16 protein-coding genes are annotated in these 21,846 nt (G+C 70.4%); 9 read left to right on the top strand and 7 right to left on the bottom strand.

Annotated elements, in window-relative coordinates; all coding sequences use genetic code 11:
* Positions 1 to 27 precede the first annotated feature (27 nt).
* Entirely contained in the window at positions 28 to 1,854 is a 1,827-nt protein-coding gene (locus tag ACFYR0_RS25000; protein WP_389332115.1) for an alkyl/aryl-sulfatase, read from the top strand.
* Here the strand turns inward: ACFYR0_RS25000 and ACFYR0_RS24995 are convergent.
* Entirely contained in the window at positions 1,814 to 2,464 is a 651-nt protein-coding gene (locus tag ACFYR0_RS24995; RefSeq protein ID WP_389332112.1) for a TetR/AcrR family transcriptional regulator, read from the bottom strand. The genes ACFYR0_RS25000 and ACFYR0_RS24995 overlap by 41 nt on opposite strands.
* A 378-nt stretch (positions 2,465 to 2,842) precedes the next feature.
* Between ACFYR0_RS24995 and ACFYR0_RS24990 the strand changes: the two genes are divergently transcribed.
* The gene (locus tag ACFYR0_RS24990; protein ID WP_389332109.1) at positions 2,843 to 4,084 is read left to right on the top strand and encodes a choice-of-anchor Q domain-containing protein; all 1,242 of its coding nucleotides are present in this window, start codon (positions 2,843 to 2,845) and stop codon (positions 4,082 to 4,084) included.
* A gap of 143 nt (positions 4,085 to 4,227) precedes the next feature.
* Here the strand turns inward: ACFYR0_RS24990 and ACFYR0_RS24985 are convergent, their stop codons facing one another.
* From ACFYR0_RS24985 to ACFYR0_RS24970, 4 genes are all read right to left on the bottom strand, one after another.
* Positions 4,228 to 4,692, bottom strand: a complete 465-nt coding sequence (locus ACFYR0_RS24985) for an SRPBCC family protein (RefSeq protein ID WP_389332106.1) — start codon at positions 4,690 to 4,692, stop codon at positions 4,228 to 4,230.
* A 91-nt stretch (positions 4,693 to 4,783) separates the two neighbouring features.
* Positions 4,784 to 5,134 (bottom strand): CU044_2847 family protein, encoded by a 351-nt coding sequence (locus ACFYR0_RS24980; RefSeq protein ID WP_389332103.1) that lies wholly within the window; start codon positions 5,132 to 5,134, stop codon positions 4,784 to 4,786.
* A 36-nt stretch (positions 5,135 to 5,170) separates the two neighbouring features.
* On the bottom strand, positions 5,171 to 8,758 hold the full coding sequence (locus tag ACFYR0_RS24975; protein WP_389332100.1) for a CHAT domain-containing protein: 3,588 nt from the start codon (positions 8,756 to 8,758) through the stop codon (positions 5,171 to 5,173).
* Between the two features lie 190 nt (positions 8,759 to 8,948).
* Complete coding sequence (locus ACFYR0_RS24970; RefSeq protein ID WP_389332097.1) at positions 8,949 to 9,107, bottom strand: hypothetical protein; 159 nt, start codon at positions 9,105 to 9,107, stop codon at positions 8,949 to 8,951.
* Positions 9,108 to 9,370: 263 nt separating this feature from the next.
* Between ACFYR0_RS24970 and ACFYR0_RS24965 the strand changes: the two genes are divergently transcribed.
* The 7 genes from ACFYR0_RS24965 (at position 9,371) to ACFYR0_RS24935 (ending at position 14,339) form a co-directional block, all read left to right on the top strand.
* Positions 9,371 to 10,339, top strand: coding sequence for an AraC family transcriptional regulator (locus ACFYR0_RS24965; RefSeq protein WP_389332094.1), 969 nt, complete (start codon positions 9,371 to 9,373; stop codon positions 10,337 to 10,339).
* A gap of 118 nt (positions 10,340 to 10,457) precedes the next feature.
* Positions 10,458 to 11,831: an LCP family protein gene (locus ACFYR0_RS24960; protein ID WP_389332091.1), complete on the top strand. Its 1,374-nt coding sequence runs from the start codon at positions 10,458 to 10,460 to the stop codon at positions 11,829 to 11,831.
* A gap of 190 nt (positions 11,832 to 12,021) precedes the next feature.
* Positions 12,022 to 12,498, top strand: coding sequence for an SRPBCC family protein (locus ACFYR0_RS24955; RefSeq protein WP_389332088.1), 477 nt, complete (start codon positions 12,022 to 12,024; stop codon positions 12,496 to 12,498).
* 97 nt (positions 12,499 to 12,595) lie between these two features.
* Positions 12,596 to 13,024, top strand: coding sequence for an ANTAR domain-containing protein (locus tag ACFYR0_RS24950; RefSeq protein ID WP_389332085.1), 429 nt, complete (start codon positions 12,596 to 12,598; stop codon positions 13,022 to 13,024).
* 299 nt (positions 13,025 to 13,323) lie between these two features.
* Positions 13,324 to 13,569: a hypothetical protein gene (locus tag ACFYR0_RS24945; protein WP_389332082.1), complete on the top strand. Its 246-nt coding sequence runs from the start codon at positions 13,324 to 13,326 to the stop codon at positions 13,567 to 13,569.
* 104 nt (positions 13,570 to 13,673) lie between these two features.
* Positions 13,674 to 13,850, top strand: a complete 177-nt coding sequence (locus ACFYR0_RS24940; RefSeq protein ID WP_389332079.1) for a hypothetical protein — start codon at positions 13,674 to 13,676, stop codon at positions 13,848 to 13,850.
* Positions 13,851 to 13,979: 129 nt separating this feature from the next.
* On the top strand, positions 13,980 to 14,339 hold the full coding sequence (locus ACFYR0_RS24935; protein WP_389332076.1) for a helix-turn-helix transcriptional regulator: 360 nt from the start codon (positions 13,980 to 13,982) through the stop codon (positions 14,337 to 14,339).
* Positions 14,340 to 14,686: 347 nt separating this feature from the next.
* Here the strand turns inward: ACFYR0_RS24935 and ACFYR0_RS24930 are convergent, their stop codons facing one another.
* Positions 14,687 to 17,215 carry a SpoIIE family protein phosphatase gene (locus tag ACFYR0_RS24930; RefSeq protein ID WP_389332073.1) on the bottom strand — a complete coding sequence of 843 codons (2,529 nt, stop codon included), beginning with the start codon at positions 17,213 to 17,215 and terminating at the stop codon, positions 14,687 to 14,689.
* A 103-nt stretch (positions 17,216 to 17,318) separates the two neighbouring features.
* Positions 17,319 to 21,599, bottom strand: a complete 4,281-nt coding sequence (locus ACFYR0_RS24925) for a HAMP domain-containing protein (protein WP_389332070.1) — start codon at positions 21,597 to 21,599, stop codon at positions 17,319 to 17,321.
* Positions 21,600 to 21,846: the final 247 nt, after the last annotated feature.

Genomic DNA, 21,846 nt, shown 5'->3' with positions numbered 1-21,846 from the left:
CCCGTACGGCGATCGGAGCACGCGCCCATGAGCGACGCCCTGCCCCCGTCCGACGACGCCGACCACGCGGACGCCGACCGGGGCTTCATCGCCGCACTGACACCCGGGGTCGTGAAGGCCTCCGACGGCCGGGTGGTCTGGGACAACGACGTCTACGGATTCCTGGAGGCCGACTGCCCCGGCACCGCGCACCCGAGCCTGTGGCGGCAGAGCGGACTCTGCGCCCGGCAGGGGCTCTACGAGGTGACCGAGGGCGTCTACCAGGTGCGCGGGCTCGACCTGTCCAACATGACGATCGTCGAGGGCGAGCGCGGGGTGATCGTCGTCGATCCGCTGATCTCCGCCGAGACCGCCGCCGCCGCACTGGCGCTCTACCGGGAGCACCGGGGCGACCGGCCCGTCACGGGACTGATCTACACCCACTCGCACGGCGACCACTTCGGCGGAGCGCGCGGAGTCCTCCCGCACGGCACCGAGGAGGGCGTTCCCGTCATCGCCCCGGCGGGCTTCCTCGAGCACGCGGCCAGCGAGAACGTGTACGCGGGCGGAGCGATGGGACGCCGAGCCAGTTACATGTACGGCGTGATGCTGCCGAAGTCGGCCGAGGGCCAGATCGGCGTCGGCCTGGGCCAGGGCACCTCCGTCGGCGCCTTCACCCTCGTCCCGCCGACCGTGGACATCACCCGGACCGGGCAGGAGGAGACCGTGGACGGCGTCCGCGTACTCTTCCAGCTGACACCGGGGACCGAGGCTCCGGCCGAGATGAACTTCCTCTTCCCCGACCACCGCGCGCTGTGCCTCGCCGAGAACGCCACCCACACGATGCACAACGTCCTCACCCTGCGCGGCGCCCTCGTGCGCGACGCACGGATCTGGGCCCGCTATCTGGACGAGGCGATCGAGTACTTCCACGGCCGCTACGACGTCGCCTTCGCCTCGCACCACTGGCCGACCTGGGGCCACGACAACGCCGTGCGCTTCCTCACCGAACAGCGCGACCTCTACGCGTATCTGCACGACCAGACGCTGCGGATGCTCAACGACGGTCTCACCGGCGCCGAGATCGCCGAGACGATCGAGTTCCCGCCCGCGCTGGCGAAGTCCTGGCACGGACGCGGCTACTACGGCTCCCTCAGCCACAACTCCAAGGCGGTCTACCAGCGTTACCTGGGCTGGTTCGACGGAAACCCCGCCCACCTCTGGGAACACCCGCCCGTCGAACTCGCCCGCCGGTACGTGGACGTGGCCGGGGGCCCGGCACAGGCGGTGGCGAAGGCACGTACCTATGCCGACGCGGGTGACCTGCGGTTCGCCGCCACCCTTCTCAACCACGTGGTCTTCGCCGACCCCGGCCACGCGGAGGCCAAGGCGCTGCTCGCGGACGTCTACACACGCCTCGGTCAGGGCTCCGAGAACGCCACCTGGCGGAACTTCTACCTCACGGGAGCCAAGGAGCTCCGCGAGGGCGCCCGTACCGAGATCGTCGATCTGGCCAGCCCCGAGGTGCTCATGGCCCTCACGGTCCCGATGCTGCTCGACTCCCTCGCGATCCGTGTCGACGGGCCTCGCGCCTGGGACGACGACCTGACCATCGACCTGATCGTCACCGGACCGGACGCCGAGCAGGTCCGGCACCGGCTCACCCTCCACCACGGCGCCCTCACGCACCGCGAGATCGCGCGGCCGCGCACGCCGGCCGGGCTCGTCCTGACGCTCACGAAGCCGCAGTTGCTGGGCGTGATCGCGGGCCGGGGCCTGGACGGCGTCGAGACGACCGGTGATCAGGGCCTGCTGGCCCGCCTGTTCTCCTACCTCACCCGGACCGACCCGAACTTCCCGATCGTGACGCCGTAGCGGGACGGCTCTCCTCCACCGGCCTCTCCGGCCCCTCGGCCACGCCGAGCAGGGCCAGGCAGATGTGCAGCACGGCGTCCTCCAGGCCTGGGACCTCGTCGACGCTGCCCCGGCGCAGACGGCGGCAGACGGCCTCGTGGGTGGCGTCGGCGGCGGCGACGTAGTTCGCGTCGGGGACACGGTCGTGGCCGGGCAGCGCACTGCGCCAGACGCGCATCGACTCGGCGAACCAGGTCCGGCAGGCGTCCTGGTGCTCCTGGGCCCGGCCCCCCGCCGTCGCCGTCTCCAGGAAGAACGCCCTGGCGAATTCCGGCTCTTCGGCGACCAGTCCGAGGAAGGCGCGGATCGAGGCGCGGAGTGTCGCCACCGGTGCGAGCGACTGCTCCGACGACTGCGCGAACGACGCCTTGAGCCACTTGACCGTCAGCTCACGGCTTGTGTCGGCGGCGGCGATGAAGCACTCCTCCTTGTCCGCGAAGAGCGCGTAGAACGTCTTGCGGGACACCCCCGCCCGCGAGGTGACGTCCGCCACGGTCGTGGCGATGTAGCCCTTTTCGGCCACCACGAACGTCATCGCGTAGAGGAGCCGTTGGCGCTGAGAGCCCGTCACGAGCTCCTGCGCGAGCCCGTGTGGCCCACGTGGGAGGTTGGACAGCTGAGGCTTCAGGAGGGGCCGGATCGAATCTGTCATGGCTGCCGAACATTCTGATACATGTTGGGTACGCGAATGTTTCTCACTCTGCCGCACGACGAGAAGCCCGTAGGGCGGACGATCCCGCGGAGCCGGCGATCCCGGCGACCCCGGTGACCGGCAGGACGCGTGATTCCGGCGATCCCGGTGATCCGGCAGGACGTCTGATCCGGCAGACCGAGCACTCCGCAGACCGAGCGCTCCGGAGGCCGAGCGTTCCACAGGGCGAGTGTTGCGCAGAGCGTGTGTTTCCCACTGGACGAGACAGACAGCAGAGAGGCACCCCCCACCATGGCGATGAAGAAGTCAACCGCCCTTTCGGCGACGACCGCCTTACTCGCGGCCGTCGCGGGCACCGTGGCCGCCGCGCCGACCCCCGCGCAGGCGGTCGAAGGGCCCGCGACGTTCACGGTCGACTCCACCCTGGACGCCGTGGACAGCGACGCGTCCGACGGCGTCTGCCGTACCGCCGCGGGCACCTGCACGCTGCGCGCGGCGGTCATGGCAGCCAACGCCCGGCCCGGCAGCACGGTCGAACTGCCCGCCGGCCACTACCGCCTGTCCATACCCCCGAACCCCCGCTATCTGAACACCCGTACGGCCGACCCGACCACAGGCGACCTCAACGTCACCGCCCCGACCACCTTCCGGGGGGCCGGGGCCAGGGAAACCGTCGTCGACGCCGACCATGTCGACCGCGTCTTCCGCATGGGCGCCGACACCTCGCTGTCCGACCTCACCGTCACCGGGGGCGAGGCCAGGCAGCGCGAGGTGCGCGTCACCGACCCGGGGGGCGGCGGAATCGCCAACAGCGGGAACATGACCCTGCGCAGGGTGACGGTCACCGGGAACACCGCCGGTTACGGCGGCGGCGTCTTCAACATCCCGGACTCCCACCTGACGTTGATCGAGAGCACGGTCAGCGACAACGTCGCCGGCGAGGCGGGAGGCATCCGTTTCGACGACACCGGCACCGTGCTCAACTCCACGATCGCGAACAACCGGGTGACCGACGACTGGGACAGGCCGGGCAGCCTGTCCGGATACGGAGGGGGCATCGACATCCGCGGTACCGGACTGGTGGAGATCCGCAACTCCACGATCACGGGCAACAGTTCCACCGACGGCGGCGGCGGGATCAACATCGCCCCCGCCTACCTGGACAGTCTGCCCTCCGGCGTCACGGACGTGATCGACGCGCCGCTGGGGCACCTGGCCCTCCAGAACACGATCATCGCGGGCAACACCGTCGGCCCCGCCTTCGGCGACTGCAAGAAGGCCTTCGCCGCGATCGAGTCCAGGGGCGGCAACCTCGACAGCGCCGGCACCTGCGGCCTGACGGCCGAGGGCGACCTGCCGCGCCAGGACCCCCGCCTCGGTCCCCTCGGCAACCACGGCGGGCCCACGGACACCCTGTCACTGCTGCCCGGCAGCCCGGCCGTCGACGCGGCCTCCGACTGCCCCGCCACCGACCAGCGAGGCGTCGCCCGGCCCCAGGGCCCGGCCTGTGACATCGGGGCCTTCGAGTACCGCCCCTGATCCTCGCCGCCCCCACCGGGTCCGGTGACACCGGCCCGGCCGGCCCGCCGCTCCGCCAGGGCGGCGGGCCGGCCGACGCGACTCGGACCTACGGCCCTTCTGATGGATCTCCGCGGCGTCCACGGAGATCCATCAGAACGGCCCTAGCCGCCGCGGCGCTCCACCGCGGCGGCGACGTCGTCGAGGTCCTTCGCGATCGCCCGGCTCACCGTCTTCGTCCCCAGCCGCCCCAGGACCTTGGCGAGCATGCCCGCCGCGCCCCCGGTCGGCACACCGGTGAACGTCATCCGCACCGTCGTCGTGGCGGGCCCGTCCGCCCTCAGCTCCCACTCCGAGATGTACCGGCTGCCGTGCGACTCGGCCTCCGCGACATAACGCCGGGGAGCCTCGCTGGCCGTCACCCACATCTCCTCGGTGGCGTCCTTGCCGAACATGCGCCGCGTCTCCCGCCACCGGGTACCGACCCCGAAGGGCTGCGGCGTGAGGACCTCCACCTTCGACACACCGCTGAGTACCCCGACCATCCCGGAGAGATCGGTCAGCGCCTCCCACACGGCCTGCTGCCCGGCACCGATGCGCCGCTCCACGACGACGCTTCTGCTGCTCATGCCACCCATCAAAACACCACCCCACGCCCCCCCGCCGCCCCGACGAGGTCCGGGCCGGGCACAGGACCGCCGTGGTGGGGCGAGAGCCGGGTCAGCCGGTGCCCTCTCCGGAGGGTCCCGACTGGTTTCGCTGCCAGGTGAGCGTGACGGTGAAATTGGCGGTGGCGCTCGCGGCGGCGATGAACGCACCGGCCTCCGCGTGCAGATTCAGTCCGAAGGCGACCTGGATCTCGTCGGGGGACTGGGCGGCGGACTGGATGTGGGCGACCACGGCGTGCATGGCCGGCTGCACCCGGTATATGGCTTCTTCGAAGGAACGCTTGGCACGATCTGCGACCTCGGTACCCTGAATTCCACGGGTCACGACTCCGGCCGGTTGACCGCTCACTTCGACGAGTACCGCACTGCCGTCGTCGGTGGAGAACTCGACAAGCCGTCCCATGATTGGCCCTCCTGTCTGCCTGCTGCCCGTGAGGAATCACTGGAAGGTCCACAGGGTGACGTCAGTCTTGGTACCGACTGCAAGACGTGTGCCGTACGGACTGAACGCCACCGAATTGACGGGCTCGTCGTGAACCATCCGGCAGATCAGTTGCCCGTCGGACGTGTCCCAGACGCGCGCGGCGCCGTCTTCACTGCCGGTGGCGAGACGTGTGCCGCTCGCGTTGAACGCCACGGACGTGACAGGGCCCTCGTGGACCAGCTCCTCCACCTCGCCCGAAGTCCACAGCAGAGCTGTGCCGTCCCTGCTGCCTGCGGCGAAGCGTTTGCTGTCCGGGCTGTACGCGATCGACTCCAGAGAACTCCTGCGATCCTCGAAGCTCTTCAGCTCGGTGCTCAGGTTCCACGCGTGCAGTCCGAGCCGGTCGGCGACGACGAGTCGGCTGCCGTCCGGGCTGAAGGTCATCGCCTTCACCGCGTGCTGCTCGGTGCGGAAGAGTTCCTCGCCGCTCTCGGCGTCCCAGACGTAAGCCGTGTCGTAGGTTCCGGTGGCGATGCGGCTGCCGTCCCGGCTGAAAGCTGCCGCGGTGACCCTCTGGCGGAGGGTGACCTGGAGGACGCTCTCGCCCGTTTCGGCGTCCCACACGGTCGCCCCTTTTCTTCCCTGACTGACCAGCCGCGTACCGTCCGGACTGAAGCCCAGGACGTAAGGCGCCCACTTGTTCGAGGTCTTGATGCTCAACTGCTCGTCGCCGGCCATGTCGTACACACGGATCCGTGGATCGTCCAGCAGGTTGACCGCTATCGACCATCCGCTGGATGCCCAGGCCAGGCACCCGCACGGTGCGTCGATTTCACGGGACACCCTCGCGTACGCGGGCGATTCGTCGTGGCTGTCGGAGACGCGTTCGTCGCGGTAGAGGCGTTCCAGGCACATACTGCGACGCTGCGTACTGTCCCTGTATTCGCCGTCGGCAAGTCGTGCGAGGTCGTCGTAGCAGGCGATCGCGGTCGCCCAGTCCTCGGAGTTTTCGGCCGCGCGGGCTCGGGTGTACAGGTCGAGTTGTGAAATGTGCGTCGCCTGAGCCAGTTCTTGGCGTGCGCGTGTGGTCAGCCCGTCGGGATCGTCCGCGGCCGGGTCGATCCGGTGGAGTTCCTCACTGACCTCGACCACGGACTGCCATTGCTGTGTTTGCGCCTGATATCGCAGTTCACCCTGCAGTTGCGTTATGCGCTGCCGGTCCAGGCAGTGGTCGCGTCGTGCGCGGGCGTCCCGGTACTGGGGGTCCTTCCGCAGGACCTGCTCGTAGCCGTTGATCGCTGTGACCCAGTCCTCGGACTGTTCTGCGGAGTAGGCGCTGGTGTAGAGCTCTTCCAGTTGTGCCACCTGTGCGGCCAGGGCGATCTCGTGACGGGCTTGTGTGGCGAGCCCGTTCGGGTCATGGGATTCGGGATCGAGTCGGTAGAGTTCTTCGCTGACCTCGAGTACGGACTGCCACCGTTGTGCTTCCGCGTCGCGACGCAGATTGTTCTGCAGGTTTGCTATGTGCTTCCGGTTCAGGCAGTGGTCGCGTCGCGCGCGGGTGTCCCGGTACTGGGGGTCCTTCCGCAGGATCTGCTCGTAGCAGTCGATCGCCGTGGCCCAGTCCTCGGTCCGTTCCGCGTCGTGAGCGCCGGTGTACAGGCTGTCCAGTTGTGCCGCCTTCGCGGCCCGGGCCAGTTCTCGGCGTGCGCGTGTGGCCAGTCCGTCAGGGTCCGTCGTGGTGGGGTCGATCTGGTCGAGTTCCTCGTTCATGTCGAGGACGGACTGCCAGCGTTGTTCTTCTGCGTGGTGCCGCAGCTTTTTGTGAAGGTCGTCTATGCGTTTCCGGTCCCGGCAGTGGTCGCGTCGTGAGGGCGCGTCCCGGTATTGGGGGTCGACTCCCAAAATCTGTTCGTAGCTGTTGACCGCAGAGGCCCAGTTCTTCGACTGTTCTGCGGCGCGCGCGCTGGTGTAGAGGGCTTTCAGCTGTGCTGTCTGCTCCGTCTGGGCGATTTCCTGGCGGGCCCGGGTGGTCAGCCCGTCGGGGTCGGTCGTGGTCGGGTCGATCCGGGCGAGTTCTTCGCTGACTTCCAGGACGATCCGCCAGCGTTGTGCTTCTGCGTGGTGCCGCAGTTCGTCCTGGAGGTCTTCGATGTGCTCCAGGTCGCGACACCGGTCGCGTCGAGCGAGGGCGTCCTCGTATTCAGGGTTCTTCTCAAGGATCTGCTCGTAGCTGTCGATCGCTTCCGGCCACTGACGCGCCTTCTCCGCTTCCACCGCCTCTTCGTAGAGGCCCAGGAGGACCGCCTTTTCGGCTGCCTGGGTGCGCAGCAGGATGGCTTCGGTGTGATTCGGGTTCAGGCTGAGCAGGTCGTCCAGCAATGCGACGGCTTTGTCGGGGTTGCCGATGCGAAGCTCGGCTCTGGCATTGACGTAAAGCGTCCGAGCATGCGCGCTGCGTCGGGCGTCCTTGGGCGGCGGCTGAGCGGGATGCGGCCTGGGCGACTTGGGCATGCTGAACAAGAGGTTGCCCTCGCCCCGCACGTAGAGCACTGGTGTGATCCATTCCAGCGACTGGCTTGCGCCGAGCATGGAGATGCGTCCGCTCCTGACGGCATCGTCGACCCGGCGCCCATGGGCCAGCGCGGTGTAGAACCCCTGGGCGAAGCGCACCGAGGCCTGGTCGGTGACCGCGAACTGCATGGCCGCCACCGCGCTGACATCGCGCTCGACGAGAGCGGCTCCCATGCTGGAGAATCTGCCCCTTCGGCCGCCTTGAGCAGACGCGCAGGAATTCAGCACCACCAGCCTTGGTGCGGGGACCGCTTCCCTGAGAAGGTCGGCCAGGCGGGAAGCCTGGACCATGTCGATGCCGCCGCCCTCGCCCACCAGCGCGAGCACGCCTTCTCCCGCCTCGTCGTCGTAGCCGCTGTGCCCGATGAAGTGGACGACGTGCCACGGGCCGTCCATGAGGCGCGTGTGCATGGTGTCCCAGCCTGCATCGGTCAACCACACCAGTTCGACCCGGTCGGCAGCGATCTGTGCCGCGAGCGCCTTCTCGAGTCGCTCCTTCTCGGCGTCGGTGTTCAATGGCGGGAGCGTGTGAGGAGAGGCGATCACCCCCAGGATGCGCAGGGGTGGCTCCACCGGCAGGGGATCGGGTGTGTGGGTGGCGGGAACGTGCCGGATCATCGGCTCCTGGCGGCAGACGTACGTCTCCAGCTGCGGGTCGAACAGCGTCTCCCACGGCAGAAGCGTCAGTTCCGGCGAGTCCAGCCGTAGCACTATCTGCAGCCGATCCTGCCGCTCCCGGGCCACACCGAGACTCGCTCGGTAGGTTCCCGAGACCGGACCGTCGAACAGCGCGTCGAACAGTTGCCGTCCCACTTGCTGCACGTCCTGCTCATTCGCCGGCACGATCCGCCGGGGTGCAGCCGCAGAGGCGAGCAACTGGTCCTGCAACGTGGAACGCCGCCCCAGCAACTCCTCGACGTCGAGACTCAGGGGCCCTTGGGCCTCACCACCGGCGGCAGACCTCACCACCCGCACTTCGTACTCGCCCGAGTGAAGCCGGCCGATCTGCAGTTCCAGGGTCGTTGTCATCGCCACCCCGTTCCCGGTACGCCTTTGCATGGCGGTGGTGGCCTCGAGGCTGTGCCTCGTGACGGGAGGCGGCTCATCACCTACATATCCATGATGCGGCGAGTTCCATGCGCATGCCATCGCTGACGCGCGGCGGCCCGGCCCGGCGCACCGAGGCCGCCGCTGAAGCCCTGCGTCGCCCCGCCCGGCGTCAGCCGACGCCCTCGAGTTCGCGCAGGCCCACCGTGTCGATCAGCCGGGCGAGCGCCCTGAGGGTGTGGTCGCCCGGTTCGGAGCAGGGCTTGCGGGCGTAGCCGCCGGGGAGGCCCAGGACGCGGAGCATCGTCTTGTACAGGGGGATGCGCGGCACCGTGCGGGGAACCTCGTCAGTCGCGCACCCGTCGCAACCGGCAGCTTCGCCGCGGCGTCCTCCTTGTGGACCTGTCCGGCAGCGCCGCCCCCGGCCTTCCGGTGCGCCGCAGGCCCGAGCCGGCGTCGCCCGGAGGGGCGGCCGTCGTACGGCGGAACGCGCGGTCGGCCGGACCGTCCAAGTCGAGAGGTGGGCCGTGGGGGAACGCACCGAGGCATCACCGGCACGGCCCCGCGGCCGACGCCGGGCGGGGGGCCCACCTCATGAGCCCGGTCCTGGGCACAGAGTCGGCGCCGCCCGGGGACAGGGCGGAACTGATCCGGCACGCGGTGTGGGAAGGCGTGGTGGCCGTCGACATCGACCACCATCCTCCGGCACAGGACATCTCGGCCCGGATCGGCTACTGCACTGTCGGCCCCTTACGGATCTTCTCGGCGCGGTCGACCGCCGCCACCGTGCGGCGGACGGGGCAGCTGGCCCGGCTGGACGAGGAGCCCGCGGTCTTCCTCGGCCTTCAAGTCACCGGCACCAGCCTGGTGATGCGGAACGGCCGCCAATGCCTCTTGGGAACAAGCGACTTGGCCGTCTACGAATCCGTCGCTCCCTACACGCTGCTGTTCGAGGACGGCGTCGACCACCACTTCTTCCGCATCCCCCGCGTGGCACTCGCGCTCCCCGAACGGAAGCTGCGCGAGGTCACCGCGGTGACTCTGGGCTCCGTCAACCCCCTCGCCCGGCTCGCCTCCCCTGCTTCTCCCAACTGGCCGTCACCGAGGAGGTGCATCACGGCCCGCACGCCGAGGCCGTCGTGGCACCCGGCATCGAACTCGTCCGCGCGGTCGTGGCGACGCGGCTCGGCAACTTCCAACGGGCCAAAGGCCCGTTGGAGGCCACGCTGTCCCTGCGGATCACCCGGTACATCCGCGCGCACATGGCCGATCCCGACCTGTCGGCCGCCCGGATCGCCGCGGTGCACGGCATCTCGGGCCGGCATCTTTACACGGTGCCGGCCCGCTCGGGCATCAGTCTCGGGGAGTGGATCCGCTCGCACCGCCTGGCCGCGTGCAGACGCGAACTGGCGGGCCCGCACGGCAGACTGCGGACCCTCGCGGCGATTCGGCCGCAGCTGGGGCTTCGTGGACGCCACCCACTTCAGCAAGGTGTTCGGACAGGCCTACGGCGTCTCGCCCCGGGCCTGGCGCGACCGGAACCACAGCCGGCCGCCCGCCTGAGGCGCTCGCCCGTTCCTCTCGTATAACTACTTGAACGTAGAGTTCATTCGTTCGATGGATACGAGGGCTGGCAACCGAGCACGACACACAACGCCGACGAAGGCCGAGGAGAGCAGCAGTGAGCGGTAGGGGGAGGCGGCGCGCTTCGGCCGGGGCGGGGCGTCCGCGGCGGGGGCGGGTCCTGATATGGAGTGCGGGCGTGTGCTCGGTGCTCGTGCTCGGCGTCGCCGGAGTCGGCGCCTGGGTCTACCAGGACCTGAACGACAACATCAGTGGCGCGGACGTGGACAGCAAACTCGGCGGTGACCGCCCCGAGAACCTCAGTCCCGGCTCGAAGAACATCCTGGTCGTCGGCTCCGACAGCCGCGCGGGCGCCAACGCGAAGTACGGCGGCAAGAAGTTCGCCACCATGCAGTCGGACACGCTGATGGTGCTGCACATCCCGGCGAACCACGAGTGGGCCACCGTCGTGTCGCTGCCGCGTGACTCATGGGTGGAGATCCCCTCGTGCGAGACGGGCGACGGCACCACGTCCGACCCGCACCACTTCAAGATCAACGAGGCCTTCGCGCTCGGCGGCGCCACCGGTGAGATCGCCGACGCCGCGGCCTGCACGATCAAGACGGTCGAGGCCAACACCGGCCTGCGCATGGACCACTTCATGTCCATCGACTTCCAGGGCTTCAAAGGCATGGTCAACGCCCTCGGCGGCATAGAGGTCTGCCCCGAGGAGGCCATCCACGACGACAAGGCCGACCTGGACCTGGAAGCCGGCTGCCAGACCGTCAAGGACGAGGACGCGCTCGGCTATGTGCGCGCCCGCTACAGCGTCGGCGACGGCTCCGACACGGGACGCATCGGCCGCCAGCAGGAGTTCATGGAGGCCCTGGCCCAGAAGGCGCAGTCCAAACTGACCAGCCCCGACGACCTCTACGGCTTTCTGCGTTCGGCGACCAAGTCCCTCACCACCGACGAGGACCTGGCCGGCATCCGCCCGCTGTACGGCCTCGCCTCCGAGCTCAAGGGCGTCCCCCGCGACCGACTGACGTTCCTCACCGTGCCGAACTACCCGCGCGAGGCCGACGTACCGACCGACCGTGCCAACATCGTGTGGCGCTACCCGCAGGCCGCCGACCTGTTCACCTCCCTCGCCAAGGACAAGGAGGTGGACAAGAAGCGGCTGGAGGCGGGTGCAGCGAACCCGCTCTACGCCTCGTCCGTGCGGGTCCAGGTCCTCAACGGCACCGGCGTGTCCGGCCGCGCCGCCGTCGTCGCCGAGGAACTGCGCAAGGCGGGCTTCACCGTCGTCGGTACGGGCAACGCCGACCAGACCAGCCGCACCACGGTCACTCACCCGCAGGGCCTGGAGAAGGAGGCCGCGGTGCTCACCTCCCGGGTGCCCGGCACGCGGGCCGGACAGGACACGGGCGCGGCCCCCGGCACGGTGACCCTCGTCGTCGGCACCGACCTCGACCCCGACGACATCCGCTGACGGGAGGCGGGCCGGACGGTCGCTCGACGGGAAGCGGGCCGGACCGGTCGCCGCGCGGCCCGGCTCCTTCCGGTCATCGTCGTAGAAATGGTCTTCGTACCGCTTTCCCGGGTACTCGGACGCTGCACGGACGGGGTACAGCGGCCTGTCGGAGACGGCCGGCCCCGTCGGCCACCGAGGAGGAGGTGCCATGAGCACGGTCAAGGAAGCGGTCGAGGTGGGCGTCCCGCTGCGCAGGGCGTACGACCAGTGGACCCGGTTCACGGAGTTTCCGCACTTCATGGAGGGCGTCGACGAGGTCACGCAGCTCGACGACCGGCACAACCACTGGGTGACCAGCATCGGCGGGGTACGGCGCGAGTTCGACACGGAGATCGTCGACCAGCTGCCCGACGACCGGATCACCTGGAGGTCCGTCGGCGGTGACACCCGGCAGCGAGGCTCGGTGAGGTTCGAGCCCGTGGACCCGATGCACACCCGCGTGGAGCTCACCATGGACGTCGACCCCACCGGCCTCGTCGAGAAGGGCGCGGACGCGCTGGGCATGATCGACCGGCGCGTGAAGGGCGACCTGCGGCGCTTCAAGGACTACGTCGAGGGCGGCGAGGGCGACGGAACCGGCTGGCGCGGACGCATCCGGCCCGAGAACCCGGGTTCGACGCTCTGACGGGTCGGAGTACGGGAAGGCCATGTTGTCGTCGCGAGGGACTGTGCGGTAGGGAGGGTGATGAGCCCGGACGCCGCATGCCCCTCTGGAGCGACTCATGGCCTTCTTCTCCCTCTCGCCCTCGCAGCCCCTGACGTTGCTGTCCGCCACCGACCTCGCCGCGGAGAACGAACGTCTCCGGCAAGAGGCCGGGCAGCTTCAGCGCGCGGTCACCTCGCACGCCCTGGTCGACCAGGCCATCGGCGCCGTCGTCGTGCTGGGGCGGATTCCGCCGGAGGAGGCCTGGCGGGTGCTGCGCGACGTGTCCCAGCGCACCAACGTCAAACTGCGCACGGTCGCCGCGTACATCATGGGCTTCGCCCAGGGCGCCGAGCTGCCGGAGGAGGTGCGGGCGGAGCTCCACAGCGCGATCGCCCGGTACGCCGACTGCGGCGGCCGCCGCACGCGGGGTCCTGGCGGCACGGAGGGGGAGCAGGCACCTGACACCCATCTGCCTCTGCCAGGAGACGTGAGACATGAGGCATGAACACTGATGCCGGGGCGAGAGGCGCCGGCAGGGCGTGGTGTTCCCCAGGGACCTTGCCCCCGGGGAACCGCCGGGGCTGTGGTCTCGGCCCCGCGGGGTCCGGGTAGCCCCTCAGGACACGGCTCACACACTCGGCGGCGCACTCTTCGGCAAGGGAGAGCGGCGCGGGTGTGCAGGTGCTCGAGGGCGTCGAGGACGACGGTGCGCCGGTAACCTGAGTGCCACGCGGCGAGGTCGTCCGCGAGGATGCCCAGGGCCGTGCGCTGGGCGGTGGTCATCCAGGAGCCGGGCCGTCTGCGGTGGACGCAGAGGGCACCGATGCACTCGCCGCCACCGCTGATCGCCGGGACCGCGTACTGCGCGCCGGTGCCGACGGCGAGTGCCGCCCGGACCGCCTCGGACCGGGCCGGCTCGGCGTCGACCCCGTGGAAGCGCTGGACCGGCCGCTGCGTGCCACGGCTTTCGTCGTGGCGCGGACGGTCTCCGCGGTGGCCCGTGACGTCGTCACGCACCAGCTCGGCTTCCGGCCGGAGACGGACGGCTGACCGGCGACGTGCGTGCCCGACGTGCGCCCGGCGGTGGAGGTTTGGGGCGGGAAGGGCCGGGTCACTCGGTGAACAGGCAATCAGCAGAGAGAAGATGAGCCGTCGTGACCGGTCGAATCGCACAGAAGCCCGCACTCCGAGTGCCGGAAACCGGCTGGTCCAAGGTGCGGCACCAGCCAGGCAAGGGGATGCGCACCTGCGTTGCCGCTGTCGCCGACGAGAGCGCCCCACCCGCCGCCCACACGAGCGCCGACTGGAACATCGTCAGGGGCGACGACTGAACCGAAGCCGCGTCCGCGGCCCCCTTCCCGCGTCGCACGCGACAGGTCAGACGACAGACCCGTCAAGACATACGTGAAACTCTTTTCGCGTCTACGCACGCGTGAAAAGGCGACCGTACGATTTGGGGCATGGTGGCAAGCGACGGAGTTCCCGAGCCGCACACCGGGTGGACGTTCCTGACAAGTCACGCACGCGTGCTCGCCAGCATCGCCGACAACCACAGCGCGCGGGTCCGCGACATCGCGGCCCGCTGCCGGCTCACCGAACGCGCCGTCCAGAAGATCATCTCTGACCTGGAGCGGGACGGTTACCTCTCCCGCACCCGCAGCGGCCGCTCCAACCGCTACAGCATCGACCCGAGCAAGGTGCTGCGTCACCCGGCCGAGGCGGGCCTGACGGTGGCCGCCCTGCTGTCGGTACTGGCCAGGGACGAGGTCGACCGTACGGGCGCCGCGAGCCCGGAGTCACCTGCCCCCGACGACCCTTGATCGGCATCCCGCCCGGCCCCGCGAGGAATGGAACGTGCCCTCCCGGCCGCGCTCCGGACGGAGCCGCGCGGGACGGGGCTGGTCAGTCCCGCCGCCACCACCCCCGGAACGGCGCCTGGGTCACCGCTCCCGAACGGCGTCTGAGCCACCGCCCACCGCCCCCGAACGGCGCTTGGGCCACACCGCCCCCTCCCGCACCAAGGCGCTCGCCGCCTGACCCCACGGCCTGGGGAAAGTCCGTTTGCCACTGGTCGGAGGGGGCAGTCGCGTAATAGGGGCAGGCAGGTGTGTTCCCCCCTCGTCTGTCTGCCCCACACGGCTTCCCCGGCTGTCGCGCCCGGCCCCCGTCACCCCAGGCGGATGCCCACGAGGCAGGTGTCGTCGTCCGTGTCCGACCTGCTGTACGTCAGCAGACGGTCCAGTTGCTGGTCCAGGGTGCTGGGGGCCGAGCGGGCCGTGGTGAGCAGGTGGGCCAGGGACTCCTCCACCGAGCGGTCGCGGCGCTCGATGAGCCCGTCGGTGTACATCAACAGGGTGTCGCCCAGGCTCAGTTGCTGCTCCATCTCCTCGTAGGCCGCCTCCGGCAGCGCGCCGAGCAGCAGCCCCTTGAGCAGCGGGAGCGGGCTCGACCGGCCGTCACGGACCAGGACCGGCGGCAGATGACCCGCCCGCGCCCAGCGCAGGGTCCGGCGGTCACGGTCGTAGAGACCGCAGACGGCCGTCGCGGTGACCCCGCCCGTCAGGTTGTGGGCCACGATGTTCAGCCACGACAGCAACTGCCCCGGCCCCGCCCCGGTCACGGCGAGACCGCGCAGCGCGTTGCGCAGCACCACCATGCTGGTAGCGGCCTCGATGCCGTGCCCGGCGACATCACCCACGCACAGCAGCACCAGCCCGGACGGCAGGACGAACGCGTCGTACCAGTCCCCGCCGACCAGCTGCTCCTCCTCCGCGGGCCGGTACCGCACGGCCACCTGGAGGTCCTCCACTCGCAGCGGGTCCTGGGTGGGCGGCATGATGGCGTGCTGCAACTGGAGTGCCAGCCGGGCGCGTTCACTGGCCTGCTGCGCGGTGTGGGCCAGCTGGTCGCGGGTGGCGGCGAGCGCCACCTCTGTCCAGTGCTGGGCGGAGATGTCCTGGTAGGCGCCGCGTACACCGAGCAGGCGGTCGTCGGTGTCCAGCACGGGTTCGGCGACGATCCGCAGATGCCGGGTCACCCCGTCCGGCCGCTGGAGCCGGAACGCCGCCGACGCGGGCCGGCCGTGGTGCAGCACCGTGCGCAGGAACCGGCCGATGGCGACGAAGTCGTCCGGGTGGGCCTGCGAGGGCAGATCCTCCAGCGGGACCGGACCGGCGGAACGTGGGCGCCCGTACAGGTCGAACAACTGGCCGTTCCAGGTGATCTCGCCGGTGAGCAGGTTCTCCTCGAAACCGCCGATCCGGCCGAGCCGCTGCGCGTGCTGGAGCAGACTCGCAAGCCGGGCCGTCTCGTCCTCGATGCGCCATATGAGCAGCACCGCGTTGCCGTGCCGGCTGATGCCGATGTCCGCGACGGTGGAGAGCGGGACCTGGTCGACGAGCGCGGTGAGGCTCGCCCGCCGCGCCCGGAAGGGCTCACCGGTGGCGTAAACCCGCTCGACGTTCTCGAGCAGCCCGCTCTCCCCGGCGGCCAGCGGGTACGCCTCCAGCAGCAGCGCCCCGTTGACGACCGCGCGCGGCCGGCCCGCGGGGTCGAGGAATCGCTGGTTGACGTGCTGGATGCGGAAGTCCGCCAGTTCCCCGGAGGGACCGAGCTGCGGGACGAGGACCAGCGCCGGGTCGTGCAGGGCGTCGGCCAGGTCCATCAGCTCCGCCGCGTCGGGCAGCACCCTGCGCTGCCGCTCGGTGTCACCGGGCGGCGTGTACGTCTCCAGCGTGTGCGCGCACAGCTCGGCCAGCGCCTCCACCTGCCGGACGACCTGGGGTGGCTGCGGCGGCAGCGGGGACGGCCAGACGATCTCCAGTACGCCGTGGATGCGGCCGCCGGTACCGGCAGGCAGGGCGACCCGGGCACCCTGAGGGTGCTGGTGCCGCCCCACACTCGGCAGCGCGCTCTCGGCGAGGGAGGCCGTCCACTGCGCCGTCCGCTCGGTCAGCGCGCCGCGGGCCACCGTCACCACGTCGGGCGGGACGTAGTGCCAGCGAGCGGCCTCGGCGTCGGACAGGCCCGCGTGACCGGCGAGCGCGAGCGACCCGTCCGCAGCCGCCGCCCAGATCGCCACGGCCGCGGCGCCGAGCGGGCGCAGCGCGTGCTCCAGCAGCGCCTCGGCGACGGCCTGGGTGTCGCCGGCCGCCAGCGCGCCGCTCTGCGCCGACCTCAGCCGCAACGAGGCCTGGATCTTCTCGGTACGCCAGTCCTGGGCGGCGTGCGTGGTCCGGTCGGCGGTGGTGGCCGTCAGGAACGCGTCGGCGACCTCCGAGACCCGGTCACGAGCGGCCTGGTCGATCACGTCGACCGCGAACTCCAGCGGTGTCACCTGCGCCTGCCCGGCCAGCTCGGTGAGCTGGCGCGCGGCGTGCGCGGGACCGCAGCCGAGGCGCTCCACGAGGATGCCCTTGGCCAGTTCGATCAGGGCACGGCCCTCGGCCTCGGCCTGGGCGGCGCGTACGGCGTGGCTGAGCCGGTCGACGGTGGCGGCCAGTCTGCCGACGGGTGTGGTGGGGGAGACACCGGCGAACGCGGCGGAGGCCTCCGGCTGTCCGGGACTTTCCGCAGGCCCGTCCGGCCCGCTCCGGGCGTCCTGCCGGGGGAGACCGGCGGCGGGCACGGCCGTCGCGTCGGTGGCGGCCGGGAACCGCTCCGAGGGCGGTCCGCTCGTGTGGTCGAAGGCGCTCACGACATCACGGCTCCTCGGCTGCGGTGTGCGGCGGTGTGCGGCACGAGGCACCGCACACCGCCCGGCGGCCCTGCCACGGGCCGGGTGACGGCTTCCGGGCGCCTCATGCCGGCAGCCAGCGCCGTACGCAGGCCATGAGGCCGTCGGTGTCCACGGGCTTGGTGACGTAGTCGCTGGCGCCCGAGGCCAGGGACTTGTCCCGGTCGCCGGGCATCGCCTTCGCGGTGACGGCGATGACGGGCAGATCCGCGAACTCGGGCATTCTGCGGATCTCCGCGGTCGCGGTGTAGCCGTCCATCTCCGGCATCATCACGTCCATCAGGACGAGGGAGACGTCCGGGTTCTTGATGAGGGTCTCGATGCCCCTGAGGCCGTTGTCCGCGTGCAGGACCCGGAAGCCGTGCAGCTCCAGGATGCCGCTGAGGGCGAAGAGGTTGCGGGCGTCGTCGTCGACGACGAGCACGGTACGGCCGTCCGGCGGCGGCTCGATACTGGGCCGGGGCACCGGATGCGGCTCCTCCGGGCGCACCAGGGAGAGCACGTCGCCGGGCTGCTCGGCCGACAGGTGCAGGGCGATGCGCTTGCGCAACTCGTCCAGGCTGGACAGGAACTCCAGCGCCCCGGCCTCCGCCCGCGGCCGCAGGCTCTCCTTGAGCGTGACGTCGGCCGCGTGACTGCTGTGCACCAGCACGGGCACCGCCGACAGCGCCGAGTCCCCCTGCAGCGCGTCGAGGAACCGGGACGCCTCGCCCTCCGGCAGGCCCAGCTCCACCACGACGCAGTGGCACGGCTCGGCGGCCAGCGCCCCCGCCGCCTCCTGCGCGCCGGCCGCCGTGATGATGTCGATCGGCGTCGGGGCCCCCGAGCCGTCGCCGCCGTGCGTCAGGTCCGACACGACGCTCTCGGCGACGAGGGTGAGCAGACCGCGCGGACGCTCCTCCACCACGAGCAGCCGCCGCGGGCGCTGCCGGGACGCCCCGGCGCGCTCGGGCACGGAGACCGGCCCGAAGGACGTCTCGATCGCGGACGCGGCCGACGCCCCGTCCTGCGACGGCCGGGCGTGCCGCAGGAGTTCGGCGAAGTCCGGCCGTGCCACCGGCAGATAGAGCGTGAAGACGCTGCCCTCGCCCGGCGTGCTGTCCACGGTGACGACACCGCCCAGCAGCTGCGCGATCTCCCGGGTGATGGACAGGCCCAGGCCCGTGCCGCCGTACTTGCGGCTGGTGGTGCCGTCCGCCTGCTGGAACGCCCCGAAGATCGACTCCAGATGCTGCGGCGGGATGCCGACGCCGGTGTCCTTGACCCGGAACGCGACCACCGTGCCGCCCCGGACGACCCCGTTCGGCACGTCCTCGTCGGTGACGGGCTCGACGGCCAGCTCCACACTGCCGTGCTCGGTGAACTTCACCGCGTTGGACAGCAGGTTGCGCAGCACCTGCCGCAGCCGGGAGTCGTCGGTGAGCAGGTCCGCCGGCGCGCCCGCGGCGATGGTCACGGTGAGGTCCAGGCTCTTCTGGGCCGTCATGGGCCGGAAGGTGACCTCGACGTAGTCGATGAGCTGGCGCAGCGAGACCCGCTCGGGCGTGACGTCCATCTTGCCCGCCTCGACCTTGGACAGATCGAGGATGTCGTTGATCAGCTGGAGCAGGTCCGAGCCCGCCGAGTGGATGATCTGCGCGTACTCCACCTGCTTCTGGGAGAGGTTGCGCGAGGGGTTCTGGGCCAGCAACTGGGCCAGGATGAGAAGGCTGTTGAGCGGGGTGCGCAGTTCGTGGCTCATGTTCGCCAGGAACTCCGACTTGTACTTGGACGCCAGCGACAACTGCTGCGCCCGGGTCTCCAGTTCCTGGCGCGCCTGCTCGATCTGGAGGTTCTTGGCCTCGATGTCCCGGTTCTGGGTGACCAGCAGCGAGGCCTTGTCCTCCAGTTCGGCGTTGGAGCGCTGGAGCTCCTCCTGCTGGACCTGCAACTCGGTCGACCGGGACTGGAGTTCCGCGGCCAGGCGCTGCGACTCGACGAGCAGTTCGTCGGTGCGGGCGTTGGCCACGATGGTGTTGACGTTGACCCCGATGGTCTCCATCACCTGGTCCAGGAAGTCACGGTGGATCTGCGTGAACGCGGTCACCGAGGCCAGTTCGATGACTCCGAGCACCTGGCCCTCGACCACGATGGGCAGCAGCACCAGCGTGGTCGGGACGACCGAGCCGAGCCCGGAGGAGATGCTCACATAGTCCGGGGGCAGCGCGTCGATCGTGATGGCGCGCCGGCTGCGGGCGGCCTGCCCCACCAGGGTGCGGCCGAAGGAGATGCGGGTGGGCCGGGTGTCGTCCTCGGGGTAGCCGTAGGAGCCGACCAGGCGCAGTTCGGGGCCGTCGTCCCCGTCCTCGGCCAGATAGAAGGCGCCGTACTGGGCCGTCACGAGCGGGACGAGCTCGTCCATGATCAGCTCGGCGACCACGGGCAGGTCGCGATGGCCCTGCATGAGGCTGGAGATCCTGGCGAGGTTCGTCTTGAGCCAGTCCTGCTCCTGGTTGGCCCGGGTCGTCTCGCGCAGGGACCCCACCATCGAGTTGATGTTGTCCTTGAGCTCGGCGACCTCGCCGGACGCCTCGACGGTGATCGAGCGGGTCAGGTCGCCCTCCGCCACGGCACTGGTCACCTCGGCGATGGCACGCACCTGTCTGGTCAGGTTGCCGGCCAGTTCGTTGACGTTCTCGGTCAGGCGCTTCCAGGTGCCCGAGACGCCCTCCACCTCGGCCTGTCCGCCGAGGCGCCCCTCGGTGCCGACCTCGCGGGCGACGCGGGTGACCTCGTCGGCGAACGCGGAGAGCTGGTCGACCATCGTGTTGATCGTCGTCTTGAGCTCGAGGATCTCGCCGCGCGCGTCGACGTCGATCTTCTTGGACAGGTCGCCCAGCGCCACGGCCGTCGTCACCAGCGCGATGTTGCGGACCTGGCCGGTGAGGTTGTTCGCCATGGAGTTGACGTTGTCGGTGAGGTCCTTCCACGTGCCCGCCACGTTCGGGACGTGCGCCTGCCCGCCGAGGCGCCCTTCCGTGCCGACCTCGCGGGCCACCCGGGTCACCTCGTCCGCGAAGGCCGACAGGGTGTCGACCATCGTGTTGATGACATCGGCCAGGGCGGCGACCTCGCCCTTGGCCTCGACGGTGATCCGCTGGGAAAGGTCGCCGCGGGCAACCGTGGTGGCGACCTGGGCGATGGAACGCACCTGATGCGTGAGGTTCGACGCCATCACGTTGACGTTGTCGGTGAGGTCCTTCCAGGTGCCCGACACCCCGCGCACCTGCGCCTGTCCGCCGAGGCGCCCCTCGGTGCCGACCTCGCGGGCGACGCGGGTGACCTCGTCGGCGAACGCGGAGAGCTGGTCGACCATCGTGTTGATGGTGTTCTTGAGTTCGAGGATCTCGCCGCGCGCGTCGACGGTGATCTTCTGCGACAGGTCGCCCTGCGCCACCGCGGTGGCCACCAGCGCGATGTTGCGGACCTGGCCGGTGAGATTGCCCGCCATGAAGTTCACGGAGTCGGTCAGGTCGCGCCAGGTGCCCTTGACGCCCTTGACGTCGGCCTGTCCGCCGAGGCGCCCCTCGGTGCCGACCTCGCGGGCGACGCGGGTGACCTCGTCGGCGAACGCGGAGAGCTGGTCGACCATCGTGTTGATGGTGTTCTTGAGTTCGAGGATCTCGCCGCGCGCGTCGACGGTGATCTTCTGCGACAGGTCGCCCTGCGCCACCGCGGTCGTCACCTGGGCGATGGAACGCACCTGGCTGGTGAGGTTGCCCGCCATGTGGTTGACGGAGTCGGTCAGATCCCGCCAGACACCGGCGACCCCCGGCACCTGTGCCTGTCCGCCCAGGCTCCCCTCGGTGCCGACCTCGCGGGCGACCCGGGTGACCTCGTCGGCGAACGCGGAGAGCTGGTCGACCATCGTGTTGACGGTCTCCTTCAGCTGGAGGATCTCGCCCCGCGCCGGTACGTCGATCTTCTGCGACAGGTCGCCCTTGGCCACCGCGGTGGCCACCTGGGCGATGTCGCGCACCTGGGTGGTGAGATTGCCCGCCATGGCGTTGACCGAGTCCGTCAGATCGGCCCAGGTGCCCGAGACCCCCGGTACCTGCGCCTGTCCGCCCAGAGTGCCCTCGGTGCCGACCTCGCGGGCCACCCGGGTGACCTCGCTGGTGAACAGCGACAGCTGGTCCACCATGCCGTTGAAGACCTTGGCGATGTCACCCATCAGCCCGTCGCCGTCGTCCGGCAGCCGGGTGCCGAAGTCGCCGTCGCGTACGGCGGTCAGTCCTGCCAGGAGTCGCCTGAGTTCCTGATCACCCGGTGCCTGCTCGATGGTCCCGGCGCTGTTGCCCGTCACCCGCACCCCTCGTTCCTGCTCCCCAGGAGCCCCCGAGGCCGGGGACCCGGAACCGCGGCGGGACGTGGTGGCCCCGACACGGCGTACGCGAACTTCCGCAGGTGGCGGACGCACGCGATGAGAAATACGCCGCAGGCTAACCCACGGGTACCGCACGGAACAAAGCCGCGAGCGGGCCCCCGTCCGTGGAGCGGGCGGGGAGCCGGTTCCGCCGCATCGGACTACCCGGATATGGGATCGGCACACA

This window comes from Streptomyces sp. NPDC005017 (assembly GCF_042873115.1).
In the GTDB taxonomy this organism is placed as follows: domain Bacteria; phylum Actinomycetota; class Actinomycetes; order Streptomycetales; family Streptomycetaceae; genus Streptomyces.
The sequence above is the reverse complement of the archived record's forward strand: the minus strand, read 5'-3'. Positions and strand labels throughout refer to the sequence as shown.

Excerpts from the sequence above, each read along its gene's own strand:
- ACFYR0_RS25000 (WP_389332115.1), top strand. The coding sequence starts at position 28 with ATGAGCGACGCCCTGCCCCCGTCCGACGACGCCGACCACGCGGACGCC.
- ACFYR0_RS24990 (WP_389332109.1), top strand. The coding sequence starts at position 2,843 with ATGAAGAAGTCAACCGCCCTTTCGGCGACGACCGCCTTACTCGCGGCC.
- ACFYR0_RS24985 (WP_389332106.1), bottom strand. The coding sequence starts at position 4,692 with ATGAGCAGCAGAAGCGTCGTCGTGGAGCGGCGCATCGGTGCCGGGCAG.
- ACFYR0_RS24980 (WP_389332103.1), bottom strand. The coding sequence starts at position 5,134 with ATGGGACGGCTTGTCGAGTTCTCCACCGACGACGGCAGTGCGGTACTC.
- ACFYR0_RS24975 (WP_389332100.1), bottom strand. The coding sequence starts at position 8,758 with ATGACAACGACCCTGGAACTGCAGATCGGCCGGCTTCACTCGGGCGAG.
- ACFYR0_RS24965 (WP_389332094.1), top strand. The coding sequence starts at position 9,371 with ATGAGCCCGGTCCTGGGCACAGAGTCGGCGCCGCCCGGGGACAGGGCG.
- ACFYR0_RS24955 (WP_389332088.1), top strand. The coding sequence starts at position 12,022 with ATGAGCACGGTCAAGGAAGCGGTCGAGGTGGGCGTCCCGCTGCGCAGG.
- ACFYR0_RS24950 (WP_389332085.1), top strand. The coding sequence starts at position 12,596 with ATGGCCTTCTTCTCCCTCTCGCCCTCGCAGCCCCTGACGTTGCTGTCC.
- ACFYR0_RS24935 (WP_389332076.1), top strand. The coding sequence starts at position 13,980 with ATGGTGGCAAGCGACGGAGTTCCCGAGCCGCACACCGGGTGGACGTTC.